Source organism: Knoellia flava TL1 (genome assembly GCF_000768675.1).
Classification (GTDB): Bacteria; Actinomycetota; Actinomycetes; order Actinomycetales; family Dermatophilaceae; genus Knoellia; species Knoellia flava.
This window is the reverse complement of the sequence record NZ_AVPI01000029.1, coordinates 21,587-40,397: the sequence shown is the minus strand read 5'-3', so window position 1 is coordinate 40,397 and position 18,811 is coordinate 21,587. Positions and strand designations below refer to the sequence as shown.

At 71.3% G+C, this 18,811-nt stretch carries 17 protein-coding genes and 3 tRNA genes; 12 read left to right on the top strand and 8 right to left on the bottom strand.

Annotated elements, in window-relative coordinates:
• Nucleotides 1-117 precede the first annotated feature (117 nt).
• Nucleotides 118-1,548 (top strand): dicarboxylate/amino acid:cation symporter, encoded by a 1,431-nt coding sequence (locus N798_RS10565; RefSeq protein WP_052117187.1) that lies wholly within the window; start codon nt 118-120, stop codon nt 1,546-1,548.
• Nucleotides 1,545-2,540, top strand: a complete 996-nt coding sequence (locus N798_RS10560; protein ID WP_084100508.1) for an LLM class flavin-dependent oxidoreductase — start codon at nt 1,545-1,547, stop codon at nt 2,538-2,540. Before N798_RS10565 ends, N798_RS10560 begins: the two co-directional genes overlap by 4 nt.
• 83 nt (nt 2,541-2,623) lie before the next feature.
• Here N798_RS10560 and N798_RS10555 read toward each other — a convergent pair whose 3' ends face one another.
• Nucleotides 2,624-3,307, bottom strand: coding sequence for a dihydrofolate reductase family protein (locus tag N798_RS10555; RefSeq protein ID WP_035948270.1), 684 nt, complete (start codon nt 3,305-3,307; stop codon nt 2,624-2,626).
• A gap of 62 nt (nt 3,308-3,369) precedes the next feature.
• Here N798_RS10555 and N798_RS10550 point away from each other — a divergent pair, with 62 nt between their 5' ends.
• Entirely contained in the window at nt 3,370-4,227 is an 858-nt protein-coding gene (locus tag N798_RS10550) for a polyphosphate kinase 2 family protein (protein WP_035948268.1), read from the top strand.
• A 27-nt stretch (nt 4,228-4,254) separates the two neighbouring features.
• On the opposite strand, the gene N798_RS10545 is transcribed toward N798_RS10550, so the two are convergent.
• Nucleotides 4,255-5,898, bottom strand: coding sequence for an acyl-CoA dehydrogenase family protein (locus N798_RS10545; RefSeq protein WP_035948267.1), 1,644 nt, complete (start codon nt 5,896-5,898; stop codon nt 4,255-4,257).
• A gap of 114 nt (nt 5,899-6,012) precedes the next feature.
• Here N798_RS10545 and N798_RS10540 point away from each other — a divergent pair, with 114 nt between their 5' ends.
• The 4 genes from N798_RS10540 (at nt 6,013) to N798_RS10525 (ending at nt 7,478) form a co-directional block, all read left to right on the top strand.
• Nucleotides 6,013-7,143, top strand: a complete 1,131-nt coding sequence (locus N798_RS10540) for a YihY/virulence factor BrkB family protein (protein WP_035948265.1) — start codon at nt 6,013-6,015, stop codon at nt 7,141-7,143.
• Between the two features lie 76 nt (nt 7,144-7,219).
• Nucleotides 7,220-7,292: transfer RNA gene (locus tag N798_RS10535), tRNA-Gly, on the top strand.
• 23 nt (nt 7,293-7,315) lie between these two features.
• A tRNA-Cys gene (locus N798_RS10530) sits at nt 7,316-7,386 on the top strand.
• A gap of 17 nt (nt 7,387-7,403) precedes the next feature.
• Nucleotides 7,404-7,478, top strand: a tRNA-Val gene (locus tag N798_RS10525).
• Nucleotides 7,479-7,537: 59 nt separating this feature from the next.
• On the opposite strand, the gene ppdK is transcribed toward N798_RS10525, so the two are convergent.
• The gene (gene ppdK / locus N798_RS10520) at nt 7,538-10,237 is read right to left on the bottom strand and encodes a pyruvate, phosphate dikinase (protein ID WP_052117186.1); all 2,700 of its coding nucleotides are present in this window, start codon (nt 10,235-10,237) and stop codon (nt 7,538-7,540) included.
• Between the two features lie 170 nt (nt 10,238-10,407).
• On the opposite strand from ppdK, the gene N798_RS10515 reads away from it, so the two are divergent.
• From N798_RS10515 to ppk2, 3 genes are read left to right on the top strand one after another with little or no spacing between them, the layout of a single operon-like run.
• Entirely contained in the window at nt 10,408-11,370 is a 963-nt protein-coding gene (locus N798_RS10515; RefSeq protein WP_188450326.1) for a universal stress protein, read from the top strand.
• Nucleotides 11,371-11,427: 57 nt separating this feature from the next.
• Nucleotides 11,428-11,889 (top strand): SRPBCC family protein, encoded by a 462-nt coding sequence (locus N798_RS10510; RefSeq protein WP_035948263.1) that lies wholly within the window; start codon nt 11,428-11,430, stop codon nt 11,887-11,889.
• A gap of 50 nt (nt 11,890-11,939) precedes the next feature.
• Nucleotides 11,940-12,752 carry a polyphosphate kinase 2 gene (gene ppk2 / locus N798_RS10505; protein WP_052117184.1) on the top strand — a complete coding sequence of 271 codons (813 nt, stop codon included), beginning with the start codon at nt 11,940-11,942 and terminating at the stop codon, nt 12,750-12,752.
• A gap of 21 nt (nt 12,753-12,773) precedes the next feature.
• Here the strand turns inward: ppk2 and N798_RS10500 are convergent, their stop codons facing one another.
• Genes N798_RS10500 through sqr form a run of 3 tightly spaced genes read right to left on the bottom strand, consistent with a single transcriptional unit; the run spans nt 12,774 to nt 14,943 of the window.
• Nucleotides 12,774-13,289: a DsrE/DsrF/DrsH-like family protein gene (locus N798_RS10500; protein ID WP_035948261.1), complete on the bottom strand. Its 516-nt coding sequence runs from the start codon at nt 13,287-13,289 to the stop codon at nt 12,774-12,776.
• 35 nt (nt 13,290-13,324) lie between these two features.
• Entirely contained in the window at nt 13,325-13,639 is a 315-nt protein-coding gene (locus N798_RS10495; protein WP_035948294.1) for a TusE/DsrC/DsvC family sulfur relay protein, read from the bottom strand.
• Between the two features lie 5 nt (nt 13,640-13,644).
• Nucleotides 13,645-14,943, bottom strand: coding sequence for a type III sulfide quinone reductase, selenoprotein subtype (gene sqr / locus N798_RS10490; protein WP_052117183.1), 1,299 nt, complete (start codon nt 14,941-14,943; stop codon nt 13,645-13,647).
• Nucleotides 14,944-15,078: 135 nt separating this feature from the next.
• Between sqr and N798_RS10485 the strand changes: the two genes are divergently transcribed.
• Together N798_RS10485 and katG are read left to right on the top strand one after the other, a co-directional pair.
• On the top strand, nt 15,079-15,501 hold the full coding sequence (locus N798_RS10485) for a Fur family transcriptional regulator (protein WP_035948260.1): 423 nt from the start codon (nt 15,079-15,081) through the stop codon (nt 15,499-15,501).
• Nucleotides 15,502-15,591: 90 nt separating this feature from the next.
• The gene (gene katG, locus N798_RS10480) at nt 15,592-17,868 is read left to right on the top strand and encodes a catalase/peroxidase HPI (RefSeq protein ID WP_035948259.1); all 2,277 of its coding nucleotides are present in this window, start codon (nt 15,592-15,594) and stop codon (nt 17,866-17,868) included.
• Here the strand turns inward: katG and N798_RS10475 are convergent.
• On the bottom strand, nt 17,837-18,355 hold the full coding sequence (locus N798_RS10475) for a hypothetical protein (protein ID WP_052117181.1): 519 nt from the start codon (nt 18,353-18,355) through the stop codon (nt 17,837-17,839). The two genes, katG and N798_RS10475, sit on opposite strands and share 32 nt — an antisense overlap.
• Complete coding sequence (locus tag N798_RS10470; RefSeq protein WP_229708246.1) at nt 18,352-18,657, bottom strand: hypothetical protein; 306 nt, start codon at nt 18,655-18,657, stop codon at nt 18,352-18,354. Before N798_RS10470 ends, N798_RS10475 begins: the two co-directional genes overlap by 4 nt.
• Nucleotides 18,658-18,811 lie beyond the last annotated feature (154 nt).

Sequence of the window (18,811 nt, the reverse complement as noted above, 5' to 3'; positions counted from 1 at the left end):
CGACGATGACTCCTGCCCTCTGGCGGCGTCTGCACGTGGACCTGAGGCTGGACGCCAGCGACCGCTGTCGCGGCTGACCGCCTCCGCCCCCCACGTCCCCTTCCTCAGGAGTCCGTCATGTCCAGCACCACCCCTGATCCCGCCGTGCCCGCGGCAGCGACCGGCGCCGCCCCGCGCCGGCGCGCCCCCTTCTGGGCCCAGGTCTTCGTCGGCCTCGTGGCCGGTGTCGTCCTCGGGCTCGTCGCCCGCTCCTTCGACCAGGCCTGGCTCGCCGAGACGCTCAAGACCGTCGGCGGCATCTTCGTCCAGCTGCTCAAGGTCATCGTCGTCCCGCTCGTGCTCACCGCGATCATCGTCTCGATCGCCAACCTGCGGCAGGTGACCAACGCCGCGCGGCTCGCCGGCGAGACGCTCGTCTGGTTCGCGGTCACCGCGGCCGCGTCCGTCGTCGTCGGCATCACGCTCGGGCTCGTGACGAACCCGGGTGCCAACGCGACCCTCGACACCGCCGCCGCTGAGGCCCCGAGCAAGACCGGCAGCTGGCTCGACTTCCTCACCTCGATCGTGCCGGGGAACTTCCTCGGGCTCGAGGTCTCGACGTCGGCCGAGGAGGGTGGCGCGCTCAGCTCGAGCCCGTCGTTCAACATCCTCCAGCTCGTCATCCTCGGCATCGCCATCGGCGCGGCCGCCCTCGCCGTCGGTGCCAAGGCCGACCCCTTCGTCGAGCTGACCCGCAGCGCCCTCGAGATCTTCAGCAAGCTCGTCTGGTGGGTCATCAAGCTCTCGCCTGTCGGCACCGCGGCGCTCATCGGCTCTGCCGTCGCCAACTACGGCTGGGACCTGCTCGGCCCGCTCGCGATCTTCACCGCCGACGTCTACCTCGGCTGCGCCATCGTGCTGCTCGTCATCTACCCGGTCGTGGCGCGCGCCAACGGCCTCAACCCGGTGCGGTTCTTCGCCGGAGCCTGGCCCGCGATCCAGTTCGCGTTCGTGTCGCGCAGCTCGATCGGCACCCTGCCGCTCACCCAGCGCGTCGTCACCCACAACCTCGGTGTCTCGCGTGACTACGCCTCGTTCGCCGTGCCGATCGGCGCGACGACGAAGATGGACGGCTGCGCCGCGATCTACCCGGCGCTGGCGGCGATCACCGTCGCCCAGCTCTTCGGTGTCGACCTGGGCATCACCGACTACCTGCTCATCGCGTTCGTCTCGATCGTCGGGTCCGCGGCCACGGCAGGCCTCACCGGCGCGGTCGTCATGCTCACGCTGACGCTCTCGACGCTCGGGCTGCCGCTCGAGGGCGTCGGCCTGCTGCTCGCGATCGATCCGATCATCGACATGATCCGCACCGCAACCAACGTCGCGGGCCAGGCACTCGTGCCGACGATCGTGGCCAAGCGCAACGGCCTGCTCGACCAGTCCGTCTACGACGCCAACACGTTCGGCGGCGCGGACCGGCGGCTCGAGCTCGACGAGGACGAGGCCACGCCGCTGTCCGCTGCCGACGCCACCCGCACCGAGGACGCCCGCGTGGCGGTCTCCGCGTGAGCCCCGCAGGACCGCGGCTGTCGCTGCTCGACCTCGCCACCGTCGGGCGTGACCAGCCCATCGGTGAGGCGCTCGAGGCGAGCACGGTGCTGGCGCAGAAGGCCGACTCGCTCGGAGGCTTCGAGCGGCTCTGGTTCGCCGAGCACCACAACATGCCCTCGATCGCGTCGGCGGCGACCGCGGTCCTGCTCGCGCACGTCGCCGCCCGGACCGAGCGCCTGCGCGTCGGTTCGGGCGGCGTCATGCTGCCCAACCACTCACCGCTCGTCATCGCCGAGCAGTTCGGCACCCTCGCAGAGCTCCACCCGGGCCGGATCGACCTCGGCCTCGGCAGGGCGCCCGGCACGGACCAGGTGACGATGCGCGCCCTGCGCGCGGACCCGCGGGCGTCGGACCGCTTCCCCGACGACGTCCTCGAGCTCCAGGGCTACCTCTCCGACGAGAGCCTCGTGCCGACGATCAACGCCATTCCGGGCCGGGGGACCAAGGTGCCCCTCTACATCCTCGGCAGCTCCCTCTTCGGTGCCCAGCTGGCGGCGCGCCTCGGCCTGCCCTACGCCTTCGCGAGCCACTTCGCCCCGGACGCGCTCGTGCAGGCGATCGAGGTCTACCGCCGCGAGTTCCGGCCATCGGAGCAGCTCGCCGAGCCCTACGCCATCGCGGCGCTCAACGTCGTCGTCGCCGACGAGCAGGAGCACGCCGAGGCCCTGGCCGCCTCGGTGCTCCGCTCACGCGTGCGTTCGCTCGCCTCGCGCGTCCCTGCGTATGCCGGCCGGCTCGACGACGCGGCCGTCGACGAGCTCATGGGCTCGCCGGTGGGGATGCAGGCCCGGCACATGATGACCTACTCGGCCGTCGGCGACATCGACGCGGTGCGGGACTACCTCACCCGCTTCGCGGAGCACGCGCAGGCCGACGAGCTCATGGTCACCAACGCCGCGCCGGGCCTCGACAACCGTCTCCGCGCCCTCGAGCTCCTCGCCTCGGAGTGACCCGCCCACCGGCCCGTGCTCAACTCGCCAATTCCTCCCGTTCGGTACGCGAATCGGCGTGCGGAACGGGAGGAATTGGTGAGTTAGGTGCGGGGGAGGTGCCAGAGTCCGAGGAGGGTGCCGTCCTCCTCGAGCAGGTGCCGGAGCTCGGCGTCCAGACCCGACGGGCCGCCGAGCCCGGCACCGGCGACGACCCGGGTGTGGTCGCCGCCGACGATGCGTGGCGCGAACGTGAGCGCCACCTCGTCGACGAGCCCGGCGTCGAGGAGGTCGTGGAAGAGGCTCGGTCCGCCCTCGGTGAGGATGCACGGCATACCGGCTTCTCGGAGGCGGGCGACGACGGCGGGGAGGTCGACGCTCTCCTCGCCGAGAACCCACACGTCGTCGGCCGCCTCGCGGCCCGACGCGGCGCAGGTGACGAGGACGACCTCGCCGTCGCCGGACGCGAGCGACTCCGGGAGTCGGCCGCGTCCGCTCACGACGAAGATCGGGGTCGAGCCGGGCCGGTAGCCCTCTGCCCGTGCGGTGCCCGCGCCGACGAGGACGCAGTCGGCGAGGTCGCGCTGGAAGTGGAAGACACGGCCGTCGGGCTCGGTGTTGATCGAGCCGCTGCGGTCGTCGCCGCCGACACCGGAGCCGTCGAGGGTCGAGACGAAGTTCGCCCTGACACCTCCGCCGTGGGGCCACGCATAGAGCCTGGCGAGGGCACCGTCGTCGATCGGGGCGGGCACGTCGCCGGCCGAGCCGGTCTCGAGGAGGAGGCGCACGCCGGAAGTCTGTCACCCCGCGACGCCCCCACGGCGGGGTCGGCGGCTGACAGGATGCGGGGATGGCGAAGAGCGCGACGACGTCCACGGCATACACCGACGCCCTGAGGGCGGGGGAGGGCTTCGACCTCGCGGCGCTCGACCCTCGGTCGACACCAGGGTTCGACGGCGACAAGGCCGCCGGCGAGGCCGCGCTGGCCGGCCTTGGGAAACGGCTCGCCGAGCTCCAGGAGCGGCTCTACGCCGAGTCACGCGGCGGCGGCACCCGCTCGGTGCTCCTGCTCATCCAGGGCATGGACACCTCCGGCAAGGGCGGCATCATGCGCCACGTCGTCGGGGCGTTCGACCCGCAGGGCGTCGAGATCACGTCCTTCAAGGCGCCGACCGACGAGGAGAAGAAGCACCCGTTCCTGTGGCGCATCCGCAAGGCGCTGCCCGTCCCCGGCGACATCGGCGTCTTCGACCGCTCGCACTACGAGGACGTGCTCATCGTCCGGGTCCACGACCTCGTGCCGCCGAGCCAGTGGTCGCGCCGCTACGCGCAGATCAACGACTTCGAGGCCACGGTCGCCGAGTCCGGGACGACGATCATCAAGGTCATGCTCCACATCTCGAGCGACGAGCAGAAGGAGCGCCTGGCCGAGCGGCTCGAGCGACCGGACAAGCACTGGAAGTTCAACCCGGGCGACCTCGACGAGCGGGCGCACTGGGCGGACTACCAGGAGGCCTACCAGGCGGCGATCGAGAAGTGCTCGACCGAGGTCGCGCCGTGGTTCGTCGTGCCCGCCGACCGCAAGTGGTATGCCCGGCTCGCCGTGACGAACCTCGTCCTCGAGCACCTCGAGGCACTCGACCCGCAGTGGCCCCAGGCCGACTTCGACGTCGAGGCGGAGAAGCGGCGGCTCTCGCTCATGCCATGAGCCGGGCTGCTCGCGCCCGCGGTCGACTCACGTGAAGGTGCGGTCGAGGATGCTCGTCACCTCGTCCGCGCCGACGTCGTCGAGCGAGCCGAAGGTCGCCCCGTGGCCGCCCGGCTCGAGCCGCGACGCGACGAACGCCTCGGACACCGAGGCGGGGGAGTGCTGCGTGAGCAGCGCCGCCTGGAGCGTCACGGCGAGGTGCTCGACGATGCGACGGGCCCGCCACGCGCCGTCCTCGCTCGAGGCAGCCGCCACGAGCGCGGGCACCTCGTCGATGGCGCGGTCGAGGCGGCGGTCGTGCCCGCGGGCGGCCGACAGCTCCTTGTCGAGGGCGGCGACGGTGGCGGGCTCGCGCGTCATCGCCCGCAGGACGTCGAGCGCGCCGACGTTGCCCGACCCCTCCCAGATGGAGTTGAGAGGTGCCTCGCGGTAGAGGCGGGCGAGGCCGTTCTCCTCGACGTAGCCCGCCCCGCCGAGGCACTCGAGCGCCTCGGCGACGACGGGTGGCGTGCGCTTGCAGACCCAGAACTTGCCGAGCGCCACACCGATCCGCGCCAGCTCGCCCTCGCCGGCATCGACGGCGTGCGCCATCCGCAGGCCGAGCAGCTCAGCCGCCTCGACCTCGAGCGCGAGGTCGGCGAGCACGTTGCGCATGAGCGGCTGCTCGACGAGGAGAGCGCCGAAGGCCGACCGGTGCCGGGCGTGGTGCACCGCCCGGACAACCGACTCGCGCATCGTCGCGGTCGAACCCAGGACGCAGTCGAGACGCGTCGACGACACCATGTCGATGATCGTCCGGATCCCGCGACCCTCGTCGCCGACCCGCACCGCCCACGCCTCGTCGAGCTCGACCTCGGACGAGGCGTTCGACCGGTTGCCGAGCTTGTCCTTGAGGCGCTGCAGCCGAAGGCCGTTGCGGGTCCCGTCGTCGAGCACGCGGGGCACGAGGAAGCACGTGACGCCGGCCAATGTCGTCGCCAGCACGAGGAAGACGTCGCTCATCGGTGCCGAGAAGAACCACTTGTGCCCGGTGAGGCGGTAGGTCTCGCCACCCTCGACGGGCCCGCCCGGCACCGGGACGGCCCGGGTGACGTTGGCGCGCACGTCGGAGCCGCCCTGCTTCTCGGTCATCCCCATGCCTGCGATGGCGCTGCGCCGGTCGGCGCGCGGCCGCAGCACCGGGTCGTAGTCGCGCGAGGCGAGCAGCGGCACCCATCGGTCCGCGAGGGCGGGCGTGGAGCGCAGGGCCGGCGCCGCGGCATACGTCATCGAGACAGGGCAGAGGTGACCCGCCTCGGCGCGCGACCATGTGACGAAGCCGACGGCCCGGCGCAGGTGCGCGCCGCTGGCGGGTGGCCGCGTCCACGGCTCGGCGGTGAGACCGTGACCGGCGGCCACGCGCATGAGGTCGTGGTAGCTGCGCGCGTAGTCGACCTCGTCGACGCGGCGCCCCGTGCGGTCGTGGGTGCGCAACCGCGGGGTGTCGCGGTGCGCGTCGTCGGCCCAGGCCTGCACCTCGGGGCTCCCGGCGAGGACGCCGAGCTCGGTGAGACCGGCGACGTCGGCCGGGTCACCCCACCTCTTCATCGCCTCGACGGCGACGGCATCGGTCGTGAAGAGGTCGTGCCCGGCGAAGTCCGGCACCTGGTTGACGACGTCGGAGGTCTGCACGGCCGAACGCTAGCCCGAGCACGGGCCGGAGCGGCCCAGATGTGACCCGCTCGTGTCCGCCGCCGCACCGTGTCACGCGGGTGTCCGTGCCGGCCCGGCGGCTAGCGTGACCGGGTGACCGACGCGAAGCGACGCCTGCGGCGCTGGCTGGCACGCTTCCCTGCCCTCGAGGCGCTGGCCCGCCTCACGGTGGAGACGATCCGCGTCTGCCTGCGCTACCGCGTCACCGGGCTGGCCTCCGAGGCCGGGTTCTTCGCGCTGCTCTCGCTTCCGCCGCTCGTCCTCGGCCTCTTCGGCGGCGTCGGCTACGTCGGTCGCTGGCTGGGCACCGGCACCGTCGAGACCGTGCGCGTCGCGATCACGGAGTATGCCGGTCGCTTCCTCACCACGGACGTCATCTCCTCGACGCTCACGCCGACGGTCGACGACGTCTTCACGTCGGGCCGGTTCGACCTCATCTCGGTCGGGTTCGTGCTCTCGCTGTGGTCGGGCTCGCGCGCGCTCAACGTCCTCGTCGACACCGTGTCGATCATGTACGGCCAGTCGGGCGTGCGCGGCATCGTCCCCACGAGACTGCTCAGCTTCTCGCTCTACGTCGTTGCCCTGATCGTGGGCATCATCACCATCCCGCTCGTGCTCATCGGCCCGACGCTCCTCGGCCAGTTCCTGCCCGAGCGACTCGACGCCCTCACCCTGCTCTACTGGCCGGTCGTCTCGCTGCTCGTCATCGCGACCTTCACGAGCCTCTACCACGTGTCCACGCCGGTCCGGAGCCCGTGGACGCACGACGTGCCCGGCGCCGTGCTCACGCTGCTCATCTGGGTCGTCGCGTCCTTCGTCGTGCGCGGCTCGATCGCGGCCTCGCTCGACGGCACCTCGATCTACGGACCCCTGAGTGCCCCCATCGTGCTGCTCATCTGGCTCTACATGCTCGCCATCGCCGTGCTCATCGGTGCCGCCCTCAACGCCGCGATCCGCAACCTCTGGCCGTCGTCCGACGAGCGGGGGCTGCGCCAACGGGTGGTGGGCTGGCTGCGTCGGCGCGAGGCTCGCGGCACGTCGACGGGCCCGGCCGGCGGCGACGCCGAAGAGGGCCTCGACGAGGACGGCCGGCCCGGCGAGGGCGACGTCGACGACGACCTGGAGCTGGACGGCATACGGGAGGCTGCGAGGCGGCCGCTCACCCCGGTCAACGACGACGAGACCCTCGTCATCCCGCGGATCCGGGTCGGTTCCGGGCGCTGACCGAGCCGGTTTGGAGTTCGCGCTCGGAATCAGTTAAGTTTCTCTCCGCACGCAGGAAGGAAACTTCGGGCGTCGCGCGGATGTAGCTCAGTTGGTAGAGCGCAACCTTGCCAAGGTTGAGGTCGCCGGTTCGAACCCGGTCATCCGCTCGGAGGGTTTAGCCGCCCCTAATGGTGGAGTGGCCGAGAGGCGAGGCAGCGGCCTGCAAAGCCGTTTACACGGGTTCAAATCCCGTCTCCACCTCGAGTAGTACCCCTCACGGGCGATTGGCGCAGTGGTAGCGCGCTTCCTTGACACGGAAGAGGTCACTGGTTCAAACCCAGTATCGCCCACCAGAGAGACGAAGGCCCCGGACCGCACTGCGGACCGGGGCCTTCTCATATGCCGTGCCGCGTCAGCGGGTGTCGCTGCCGACGACGTCAGTGGCGGACACCGCGGCCCGACCGGCCTCGAGGCGGGCGATGGGCACACGGGGCGCTGAGCAGGACACATAGTCCAGTCCCACCCGGTCGAAGAAGGAGATCGACGACGGGTCGCCGGCGTGCTCCCCGCAGACGCCGAGCCCGAGGTCCGGACGCGCGCTGCGACCCCGGCCGACCGCCACCTCGACGAGCTCACCGACGCCTGTCTCGTCGAGCCGGACGAACGGGTCGTGGGCGAGGACCCCCGAGGTGAGGTATGCCGTGAGGAAGCCGGTCTGGCCGTCGTCGCGGGACACGCCCCACGTGGTCTGGGTGAGGTCGTTGGTGCCGAAGGAGAAGAAGTCCGCGTGCTCGGCGAGGGCGGCCGCGGTGAGGGCGGCCCGGGGGAGCTCGATCATCACGCCGACGGGGATGTGCAGGGACGAGGCCCTCGTGCCACGGGTGCGCGCGATGCACTGTTCGACGCGGGTGCGCGCCGCCCTCAGCTCGGCCGCGTCGGCCACGAGGGGGACCATGATCTCGGGTCGAGGGTGCAGGCCCTCGCGGACGAGGGCGTCGGCGGCGTTCACCAGGGCTCGGACGTGGACGTCGACGAGCTCGGGGAAGACGGCGAGCAGACGGACGCCCCGCAGGCCGAGCATGGGGTTGACCTGTTGCCACGACCGCACCACCCGGAGTCGGCGCGTCAGCGAGGAGTCGGCCTCGCCGTCGAGCGCCTCGACCCGCGCCACCTCGGTCGCCAGGGCCTCGACGCCGGGCAGGAACTCGTGCAGTGGCGGGTCGAGCAGACGGATGACGACGGGGAGCGAGTCCATGGCGCGCAGCAGGCCGGTGAAGTCCTCGGTCGCGAGCCGCTCCATCTCGGCGAGGGCCGAGACCCGGTCGTCGTCGAGGACGAAGCGCTCGACGAGCACCCGCCGCTCGCCGAGCAGGGTGTGCTCCGTCCGGCACAGCCCGATGCCCTGGGCGCCGAGCCGACGAGCGCGAAGGGCGTCGGCGGGGACGTCGGCGTTGGCCAGAACCGCGAGCCGCCGGCGTGCGTCGGCGTGCCCGAGCAGCGAGCGCACGGCTCGCACGACCGGCTGCTCGGTGTCCTCGGCCGGGTCGTCCGACTCCAGCGCCCCTGCCACCTCGCTGGGACGCACGGCGAGCGCCCCGGCGAAGACCTTGCCCGACGTCCCGTCGACCGACAGCAGGTCGCCCTCCTGGATGGTCGCGCCGTCGGACGTGCGTGCCGTCCGCGCCGCGGAGTCGACGGTGAGGCTCATGACACCGGTGACGCACGTGCGCCCGAAACCCCGGGCGACGACGGCGGCGTGCGAGGCCAGCCCGCCGCGCGCGGTGACCACGGCTGCCGACGCGAGGATGCCGTCGACGTCCTCGGCGCTCGTCTCCGTGCGCACGAGCACGACCGCGGTCCCGGCGGCGGCGAGCCGTACCGCGTCGGCCGGCTCGAACACTGCCTCACCGACCGCCGCACCCGGACTCGCCGGCAGGCCCTCGGCCAGCAGGCGGCTCTCGGAGGTCTGCGCGAACTGCGGGTGCATGAGCGACTCGAGCTGGAGACCGTTGACCCGCAGCAGGGCCTCGTCGCGGCTGATGAGGCCTTCCTCGGCCATCTCGTGGGCGAGGACGAACGCCGCGGCCGGGCTCCGCTTGCCCACGCGGGTCTGCAGGACCCAGAGCCGGCCGTTCTCGACGGTGAACTCGACGTCGCACAGGTCGCGGTAGTGGTGCTCGAGGGTGTCGAGATGGCCCAGGAGCTCTGCGTATGCCGTGGGCTCGAGGTCCGAGAGATCGGCGAGGCTCACCGTCGCCCGGCTTCCGTTGACGACGTCCTCGCCCTGCGCGTTCCGGAGGTAGTCGCCGTAGGGCCGGGCCTCGCCCGTGGCCGGGTCGCGGGTGAAGCAGACTCCGCTGCCGGATCGCGGGCCGGTGTTGCCGTAGACCATCTCCATGACGTTGACGGCGGTGCCGAGGTCGGCTGCGATCCCCTCGTGGGCCCGGTAGACGTTGGCGCGCGGGCTGTTCCACGACGCGAACACCGCCTCGATGGACCGGTCGAGCTGCTCGCGCGGGTCCTGCGGTAGGTCGTCGCCGGTGCGTTCCCGGAGCACCTGCCGGAACTCGGTGACGAGGGCCTTCAGGTCCGCGACGTCGAGGAGTGACTCGTCCCGTCCGGCGGGTCCGGTGACGGCCTCGGCCGCCTTCTCGAACGAGGCGGGGTCGATGCCGAGCACCGTCCGGCCGTACATGAGGACCAGTCGTCGGTAGCAGTCCCACGCGAACCGCTCGCCGCCACGCGCGACCAGTCCCGGCAACGACGCGTCGGTCAGCCCGACGTCGAGGACGGTCTCCATCATCCCGGGCATCGAGAACCTCGCGCCCGAGCGGACCGAGACGAGAAGGGGATCGGCAGCGTCCCCGAGACGGCGTCCGCTCTCCCGCTCCAGGCGGGTCAGCGCGCCGGTCACGAGGTCAGGGAGCGCCGTAGGGATCCGGCCGTGCGAGAGGTAGTCGCGGCAGGCCTCGGTCGTGATCGTGAAGCCCGCGGGGACGGGCAGTCCCATCCGGGTCATCTCGGCGAGGTTCGCTCCCTTGCCGCCGAGCAGGCCGGCCATCGACCGGTCGCCCTCGGCGAAGGACATGAGCAGGGGTGCGTCGTGGGCCATGGTGCTCCTCTCACGGGGTGGGCGACCCGGGGTGCGGGCGCTCCGTTCTCCGTGACGAGCCTTGCCCGCCGGGTGCCCGCAAGGTCAGGGCCCAAGGTCCCGGGCGCGGACACGGGTGTGGCGGGCACCGTGGAGGTGGTCGCACCGGGCGACCTGGATGAGGACGGGTGGTGAGCCGAGTGGCCGAGCAGCAGCAGCTCGACGTCGTCGTGGTCGGGGCAGACGGCTCCTGGCAGAGCCAACGAGCCGTCGAAGCCGCAGCCCACGAGGCGCGCCTTCGCGGGTGGCCGCTCGTGGTCCTGACCCTCGCCCGCATCCGCGCGACGGGGTCGACCCTCTCGGCCCAGACGGAGGCCGAGCACCGAGCGTTGTCGTATGCCGTGGCGATCGGCGCTCGTGCCCGGGAGCTCGCGGAACGCTCGGGTCCGGGCGTGACGATCGAGACCGTCGTGGCCACGTCGATCGACGCGCCGGAGGTCGAGCGTCTCGTCGACCGGGCGGGGCTCCTCGTGCTCGGCGGGCACGGCAGCGCGGGCGAGACGGCGTTCTCGCTCGGCTCGACGAGTGGTGAGCTGGCGCGGCGCTTCAGGGTGCCCATCCTCCTGCCGCATGGGGAAGGCGTTGCCGGCGCCGGGGTTGGACCTCCGACGTCGGTGGAAGGACGCCACGCGGAGCCGGGTCCCCGAGAGCCCGAGGTCCTCGTCGGCTTGGGTCGTGGCGGCGGAGACTCTGACGCCCTGCTGCTCGAGGCGGTGGCGGAGGCGGGACTGCGCGGGACGCCCCTGAGGGTCGTGCGTGCCGTACCCACCTCGTGCTCGGCGGACGACCTGTGTGCCGAGGTCCACCGGGTGTGGGACGCCCTGCGCCCACTGCTGGCGTCGACGACCGTCCCCTGCCGGGTCGAGGTGGTGCGAGGTGATCCCGTGGTCGCGCTGCGGGACCGTTGCCGACGCGGCGACCTCGTGGTCGTGGGAACACGCGGTGGCGGCACGCTGGCAGGGCTCATCGACGGTTCGGTGGCCAGACGCCTCCTCGACGGACTCGGGTGCGACACGCTCGTCGTGCCGCACCGGACGTCGATCCGCTTCGGCTCGACCACGGCATACGTAGCGGCTCCGACGCCGGGAGGCTGAGACCTCCCGACCGGAGCGCTCGCGGCCGAGACGTGGCGTGCACGTAGCCTGTGCGCCATGACGAACCGTGACCGAGTGAGCGTCGAACGTCTGGTCCCTGCTCCGCCCGAGCGGATCTTCGACCTCCTCGTGGACCCCGCCCGCCACCTCGACATCGACGGCTCCGGCACGGTGATGCGAGCTCGCTCGGGAGGGCGGCGGCTCGCTCTCGGCGACTCCTTCGGCATGGACATGAAGCTCGGCGCGAGGTACTCGACCCGCAACGAGGTCGTCGAGCTCGTCGAGAACGAGCGCATCGCATGGCGCACCCTCGCGCCCGCCCCACTGAGCCTGCTCTTCACGGGGCGCACCTGGCGCTACGAGCTCGAGCCGGTCGACGGCGGCACGCTCGTGCGCGAGACGTGGGACATCAGCACCGAGGCGTGGCCGGGCCGCCCGGCGGTCCGGCGCATGGCGGGAACGACGCGCCGCAACATGGAGCGCACGCTCGCCCGGATCGAGGAGCTCGTCACCGCCTGAGGTTCGCCGAGGCCGCGACGGGGTCACGATTCGACCCCTACGATCGATCCATGTCGCCGCGCGAGCGATCCGCGAGGTCGCTGGACGCACAGGTCTACGAGGCCGAGATGCTCCGCCTCCAGGCCGAGCTGGTCAAGGTGCAGGAGTGGGTCAAGGCGGAGAAGCAGCGGGTCGTCGTGGTCTTCGAGGGCCGGGACGCGGCCGGCAAGGGCGGCACGATCAAGCGGATCACCGAGTACCTCAGCCCCCGCACCGCGCGGATCGTCGCCCTGCCCGCACCGTCAGAGCGTGAGCAGACACAGTGGTACTTCCAGCGCTACGTCGAGCACCTGCCGGCGGCCGGTGAGATCACGCTCTTCGACCGGTCCTGGTACAACCGTGCCGGCGTCGAGCGGGTCATGGGCTACTGCACCCCGCACGAGTACCGCCGCTTCCTGCACCAGTGCCCGATCTTCGAGCGGTTGCTCGTCGAGGACGGCATCCTCCTGCGCAAGTACTGGTTCTCGGTGAGCGACGCCGAGCAGCAGCGACGCTTCAAGTCCCGGCTCAGTGACCCGATGAGGCAGTGGAAGCTCTCACCGATGGACCTGGAGTCGATCACGCGGTGGGAGGACTACTCCCGCGCCAAGGACGAGATGATGGTGCACACGGACATCCCGGAGGCGCCGTGGTACGTCGTCGAGTCGGACTCCAAGAAGCGGGCGCGGCTCAACATGATCGCCCACCTGCTCTCGACGATCCCCTATGCCGACGTGCCCCCTCCGGCCCTCGTGCTTCCCACCCGACCCGCGCCGCGCGGCTACGAGCGCCCTCCGCGTGAGCACACGACCTACGTCCCCGACCACAGCGCCGGCCTGGGTTGACGTCGCGGGGGTCGGTGCGGGTCAGATGAAGAGCAGCTGCGCGCCCTCGGTCTTCTCGATGAAGTCGCTGGCGCTGATGATGCCCTCGACCTCGTCGTAGAGGTCCTGCTCCGTGAGGTGGTTCATGTCCGCCGACATCCGGCAGGCCCAGAGGTGACCACCCGAGGCGACGATCTGTTCGAGGAACTCCGGCACCTCCGGCACGTCGAGGTCGGCGATCGACTTCTTGAGCTTCGACGTGGCGAGGTGCGTCACCCCGGGGATGCCGCCAAGACCCTGTGGCATGTGCGTGGCGGTGTTGCCGAGCGGGGTGAAGCGAAGGTCGGCCATCGTCTTCTTGTTGATGATGTCGAAGCCCCAGAAGGTGAAGAACATGTGCGTCTCCACGCCTTCACCCAGGGCCGCGTTGGCGAGGATGAGACCGGGGTAGGCCATGTCGAGGCTTCCCTTGGAGCAGATGATGGCCAGCTTGCGGGCGGCGCTCCCCGGGGTGTCGAAGCTGGGGACGATGGCGGGCGCGGTGTCGGTGGTGGTCATGACGAACCTTCCTGTCGTTGGTGGGGGACCCGCGTTCAGACGCAGCCGTGGGGCTTGGGGAGACCGGCGACGTAGGCCATCTTCTTGGCGGGCTTCTGGGGGAAGAGCCGGAAGAGGTCCTTGGTCGGTATGCCGCCCGCGACCGTCACCCGTCTCAGGGTCGGCGTCTCGCCGTGGCTGGCGTAGTCGTCGCGCAGGAAGCGGATGGCCCTCCAGTGCTCATCGCCGAGCTCGATCCCGATCTCGGCGGCCAGCGCCGTGCCCAGCGCCTCGTCCCACTCTGCTGGCTCGGTGAGGAAGCCCTCGTCGTTGACGTGCACGGGGCGGTTGTCGATCGTGGTGACGGGCATGGTGCTCACTCCTGGGGTGTCGAGGTGGAGGGGTTCGTGGCGCCCGCCCCGGCCGAGGCGGCACTCCGGTCGGGGGGCGCGACCTTGCCCGCCATGGTCATGAGGGCAGGGAGGGGGAGGGGGCGTCCCGGGAGGAGGACGTTCCAGTAGACCCAGCGGAAGGCCAGCTTCCCGAGGTGGTTGGCTCGGCTCTCCTTGAGCAGGCTCAGCGGGCCGACCACCGGCAACGGGTAGCGCCCGGGAAGCGGCTGGGTGTCGTAGTTGAAGTCGATGAGCAGGCCCTTGCCGTCGCCCGACTCGACGAAGCAGTTCGCGTGCCCGTCGAACGAGCGGGTCATCGGCCTGCCCGCGACCAGGTCGAGGAAGTTGTCGACGAAGATCTCGACCGAGAAGTGCGCGACCGAGCCGGCCTTGGACGCCGGGATGTTCGAGGCGTCCCCGAGGGCGAAGACGTTGGCGTGGGCCTTGGACTGCAGCGTGCCCTTGTCGACCGGGACGTAGTTGAGCTCGTCTCCGAGGCCCGACCGTGCGATGACGTCGTCGCCCATGTTGAGCGGGACCGTCACGAGCAGGTCGAAGAGGATCTCTCGCTCGTCCCAGGACACGATCGACTTCCGCTCGTCGTCGACCCGCTCGATCATGAAGTCCGGCTCGAGGAGAATCTTGCGCTCCTCGAGCATGGCGCCGAGGTGCTGTGCGGCGACCGGCTGCGTGAACGCCTCCGACAGCGGGGTGGCGTAGACGATCTCCACCCGGTCGCGGACGCCGCGCTGGCGCAGCCAGGCGTCGGCGAGGAAGGCGAACTCGAGTGGCGCCACCGGGCACTTGATGGGCATCTCCGTGATGTGGACGACGAGGCGTCCGTGGTCGAAGGCGGGAAGGGCCGCGGCGAGGGCTCGAGCGCCGTCGAACGTGTAGAAGTCGAAGACGCTGCGTCGCCACTCCTTGCCGAGCATCCCGGGCGTCTGGTCCGGTCGGGGCGTCGTCCCGGTCGCGATGACGAGGTAGTCGTACGACAGCCTCCGCCCGTCGGCGAGGAGGACCGCGTTCTCGTCGGCGTCGATGCGGTCCACGTCAGCGAGGACGAGCTCGACGCCGTCGGGGATGAAGGCGTGTCGCGCTCGGACGAGGTCCTCGGGCGCGGTGGCGCCGAACGGGAGGAAGAGGTACCCCGGCTGGTAGGGGTGCGCGTCGTCGCGGTCGACGACCGTGATCTCCCACTCGTCCGCTCGCAGTCGGCGCCTCAGCTTGTTGACGACCATCGTGCCGGCCGTGCCTGCGCCCAGGACCAGGAGCCGTCGCATGGGATCCTCCTCCTTCTCGAGGTCTTCGCCTTCGACGCTACGAACGACGAGGCCGGCCCGACAGGGCTCTTGGTCCCGCCACCGGGGAGTTGCGCCAATCTTGACTTGTTCCAGAAAGTGCGTGATGCTGCAGGCGTGACGACGGACCCGAGGATCGAGCTGCAGCAGGCCTCGCTGCGGGTGACCCGGCCTCGTCTCGCCGTCCTCGAGGTGCTGGCCGACGAGCCGCACCTCGACACCGACACGATCATCGGCCGCGTGCGCGAGAAGCACGGCTCGGTCTCGCACCAGGCGGTCTACGACGTCCTCCGTGCGCTCACCTCCGCCGGGCTCGTGCGCCGCATCCAGCCGGCCGGCTCCAACGCGCGCTACGAGGCACGCGTCGGCGACAACCACCACCACGCCGTATGCCGTTCGTGCGGCGAGATCGTCGACGTCGAGTGCGCCGTCGGGCATGTCCCCTGCCTCACCGCCCCGGGCGGCCATGGTTTCGTGGTCGACGAGGCCGAGGTCGTCTACTGGGGCACGTGCAGCGACTGCGCCGCCGCGGCCACCTGACCCCGTGCCGGTCGCCCACCCGACCGGTGCGCCCGATCCGTTCCACCGACCGACCAGACCCACCGAAGTGACAAGCCGGAAGGAAGCACGATGACCGACAGCCAGGCCGACCCGACCCCCGAGAGCCCCCAGGGGGTGGACCGGAAGGCCGAGGGCGGATGCCCCGTGATGCACGACTCCGTGACGGCCCAGGGCAGTGAGAGCGAGAACCCGGCGATCGACTCGCCGACCCCGAAGACCGGCGGTCGCCCGCACGGCATCAAGGACTGGTGGCCCAACCAGCTCGACCTGTCGGTGCTGCACGCCCACTCGTCCAAGGGCAACCCGCTCGCTCCCGACTTCGACTACGCCAAGGCGGTCTCGACGCTCGACGTCGAGGCGCTCAAGCGCGACATCACCGAGGTCCTGCACACCTCGCAGGACTGGTGGCCCGCAGACTTCGGCCACTACGGCGGCCTCATGATCCGCATGAGCTGGCACGCAGCAGGCACCTACCGCATCTACGACGGCCGTGGCGGCGCCGGCGACGGCGGACAGCGCTTCGCCCCGCTCAACAGCTGGCCCGACAACGCGAACCTCGACAAGGCCCGCCGCCTGCTGTGGCCGGTCAAGCAGAAGTACGGCCAGCAGATCTCGTGGGCCGACCTGCTCGTCCTCGCCGGCAACGTCGCGCTCGAGGACATGGGCTTCGAGACCTTCGGCTTCGCCTTCGGTCGCGAGGACGTCTGGGAGCCCGAGGAGATCTTCTGGGGCCCGGAGGACACCTGGCTCGGCGACGAGCGCTACTCCGGCGAGCGCGAGCTCGCCGACCCGCTCGGCGCCGTCCAGATGGGTCTCATCTACGTCAACCCCGAGGGCCCGAACGGCAACCCGGACCCGGTGGCGTCGGCCCGCGACATCCGCGACACCTTCGCCCGCATGGCCATGAACGACGAGGAGACCGTCGCCCTCATCGCCGGTGGTCACACCTTCGGCAAGACCCACGGCAAGGGCGACCCGGACCTCATCGGCCCCGAGCCCGAGGGTGCACCGCTCGAGGAGCAGGGGCTGGGCTGGCGCAGCAGTGCCGGCACCGGCAAGGGCCCCGACGCGATGACCTCGGGCCTCGAGGTGACGTGGACGGACCGCCCCACGCAGTGGAGCAACCGCTACTTCGAGATCCTCTTCGGATACGAGTGGGAGCTCAGTGAGAGCCCCGCCGGCGCCAAGCAGTGGGTCGCCAAGACCGAGGACCGGATCATCCCGGACGCCTTCGACCCCGAGACGAAGCACCGTCCGACGATGCTCACCTCGGACCTCGCGCTGCGCGCCGACGCGGAGTACGAGAAGATCTCGCGCCGCTTCCTCGAGAACCCCGAGGAGTTCCGCCTCGCCTTCGCCAAGGCCTGGTACAAGCTGCTCCACCGCGACATGGGTCCGGTCTCTCGCTACCTCGGACCGTGGGTCGCAGAGCCCCAGCTGTGGCAGGACCCCGTGCCCGCCGTCGAGGGCGACCTCGTCGGTGACGCGGACGTCGCCGCGCTCAAGGAGGCCGTGCTCTCCGCCGGGATCGACCCGGCCGACCTCGTCTGGACGGCGTGGGCGTCAGCCGCGAGCTTCCGCACCACCGACAAGCGCGGTGGCGCCAACGGTGCGCGGATCAACCTCGAGCCGCAGCGCGGCTGGGCCGCCAACGACCCGGAGCGTCTCGCACCGGTTCTCGACGCCCTCGAGGGCGTCCGCTCGGAGTTCAACGGTCGCGGCGGCGCACAGGTCTCGCTCGCCGACCTCATCGTGCTCGCCGGCTCGGCCGCGGTCGAGAAGGCCGCAAAGGACGCGGGTGTCGAGGTCACCGTGCCGTTCCACGCCGGTCGCACCGACGCGACGCAGGAGCAGACCGACGTCGAGTCCTTCCGGGTGCTCGAGCCGCGGGCCGACGGCTTCCGCAACTACATCCGCGAGGGCGAGAAGCTCCAGCCCGAGGTGCTCCTCCTCGACCGCGCCTACATGCTCGGCCTCACCGCGCCCGAGATGACCGTGCTCGTCGGCGGCCTCCGGGCCCTCGGCAACAACCACGGTGGCGTCGCGCACGGCGTGCTCACCGACAGGCCGGGCGTCCTCACCAACGACTTCTTCCGCAACCTGCTCGCCCCGGGCACGCAGTGGAAGGCGTCGCAGGACGCGGAGAACGTCTACGAGATCCGCGATGTCGCCAGCGGTGACGTCCGCTGGACGGCGACGGCGGTCGACCTCGTCTTCGGCTCGAACTCGCAGCTGCGGGCGCTCTCCGAGGTCTACGCCAGCGAGGACGCGCGCGAGAAGTTCGTGCACGACTTCGTCGCCGCGTGGGTCAAGGTCATGGACGCCGACCGCTTCGACCTGGTCTGAGCGCAGCCGCCACCCGCTCCTCCGGGTGACGCACAGAGGGGGACGGTCCTTCGGGGCCGTCCCCCTCGCCGTGTCCGGAACCACCCGTCAGGGCCGGGAGGTCGCGACGCGCGAACCACGCGAGCAGCGCGCCGGCGGGGACGGCATACAGCCAGAAGCCCCAGCCGAAGAGCAGCAGCAGCGCGTGGAAGGCGAGCACCCCGACCCAGCCGGCGCGCGATGCACGCGCGCCGGTGAGGAGCAGGGCCCCGAGGGTGGCCTCGCCCAGGGCGAGGAGGTAGATCCACGCTCGCGGGTGGGCCATGACGATGTCCGCCCAGCCGGAGCGGACGAAGCCGAGGAGCCCCTGCTCGGCGAAGCCCTCGTAGACCGTCGGGTCGGCGGACACGAGACCGACGTGGCTGCCGGCGGCGACGAGGTAGAGCCCGCCGACCACGGTCGTCGCGCGCGGCGGTCGGTTCAGCCGCCACAGCAGGTCCGTGCTCATCGGGCGTCACTCCTCCTGCCGCTCCCAGCCCGACGCGAGCCCGCGCCGGCCGGTCCGCCGAAGAAGATCGAGACCCCCAGCATGAAGCCGAAGTCGTACCACCCTCCGGAGTTGCGCACCTCGTAGATCCCGACGTCGTCGCGGAAGAGCGAGACGAGGAAGGTCACCGGGCTGATGAGCCCGTGCCACAGACCCGGCCAGAAGCCGGGCTGCCCCGAGGCCGTGCCCGCGCTCTCGTTGCCCGATGCGGCGCACGCCGCGAGGACGAGGAGCGCCGCGGCTCCGGTGGCGACTGTTCTCAAGTGTCGTGTCATCGTCCACCTCCGACCCCATCGCACCGCGGCATCAACCGCCACGCGAGGGCAGAAGGTCCCACGTGAGCCCCACTCCGGGAGACGCGTCGCGGCCTGGCGTGCCACGACCCCCGGCGCGAGCTGCGCCGGGGGCCGTCGTGTG

Excerpts from the sequence above, each read along its gene's own strand:
- N798_RS10565 (WP_052117187.1), top strand. The coding sequence starts at position 118 with ATGTCCAGCACCACCCCTGATCCCGCCGTGCCCGCGGCAGCGACCGGC.
- N798_RS10495 (WP_035948294.1), bottom strand. The coding sequence starts at position 13,639 with ATGCCCGTCACCACGATCGACAACCGCCCCGTGCACGTCAACGACGAG.
- N798_RS10550 (WP_035948268.1), top strand. The coding sequence starts at position 3,370 with ATGGCGAAGAGCGCGACGACGTCCACGGCATACACCGACGCCCTGAGG.
- sqr (WP_052117183.1), bottom strand. The coding sequence starts at position 14,943 with ATGCGACGGCTCCTGGTCCTGGGCGCAGGCACGGCCGGCACGATGGTC.
- katG (WP_035948259.1), top strand. The coding sequence starts at position 15,592 with ATGACCGACAGCCAGGCCGACCCGACCCCCGAGAGCCCCCAGGGGGTG.
- N798_RS10510 (WP_035948263.1), top strand. The coding sequence starts at position 11,428 with ATGACGAACCGTGACCGAGTGAGCGTCGAACGTCTGGTCCCTGCTCCG.
- ppdK (WP_052117186.1), bottom strand. The coding sequence starts at position 10,237 with ATGGCCCACGACGCACCCCTGCTCATGTCCTTCGCCGAGGGCGACCGG.
- N798_RS10500 (WP_035948261.1), bottom strand. The coding sequence starts at position 13,289 with ATGACCACCACCGACACCGCGCCCGCCATCGTCCCCAGCTTCGACACC.
- N798_RS10475 (WP_052117181.1), bottom strand. The coding sequence starts at position 18,355 with ATGAGCACGGACCTGCTGTGGCGGCTGAACCGACCGCCGCGCGCGACG.
- ppk2 (WP_052117184.1), top strand. The coding sequence starts at position 11,940 with ATGTCGCCGCGCGAGCGATCCGCGAGGTCGCTGGACGCACAGGTCTAC.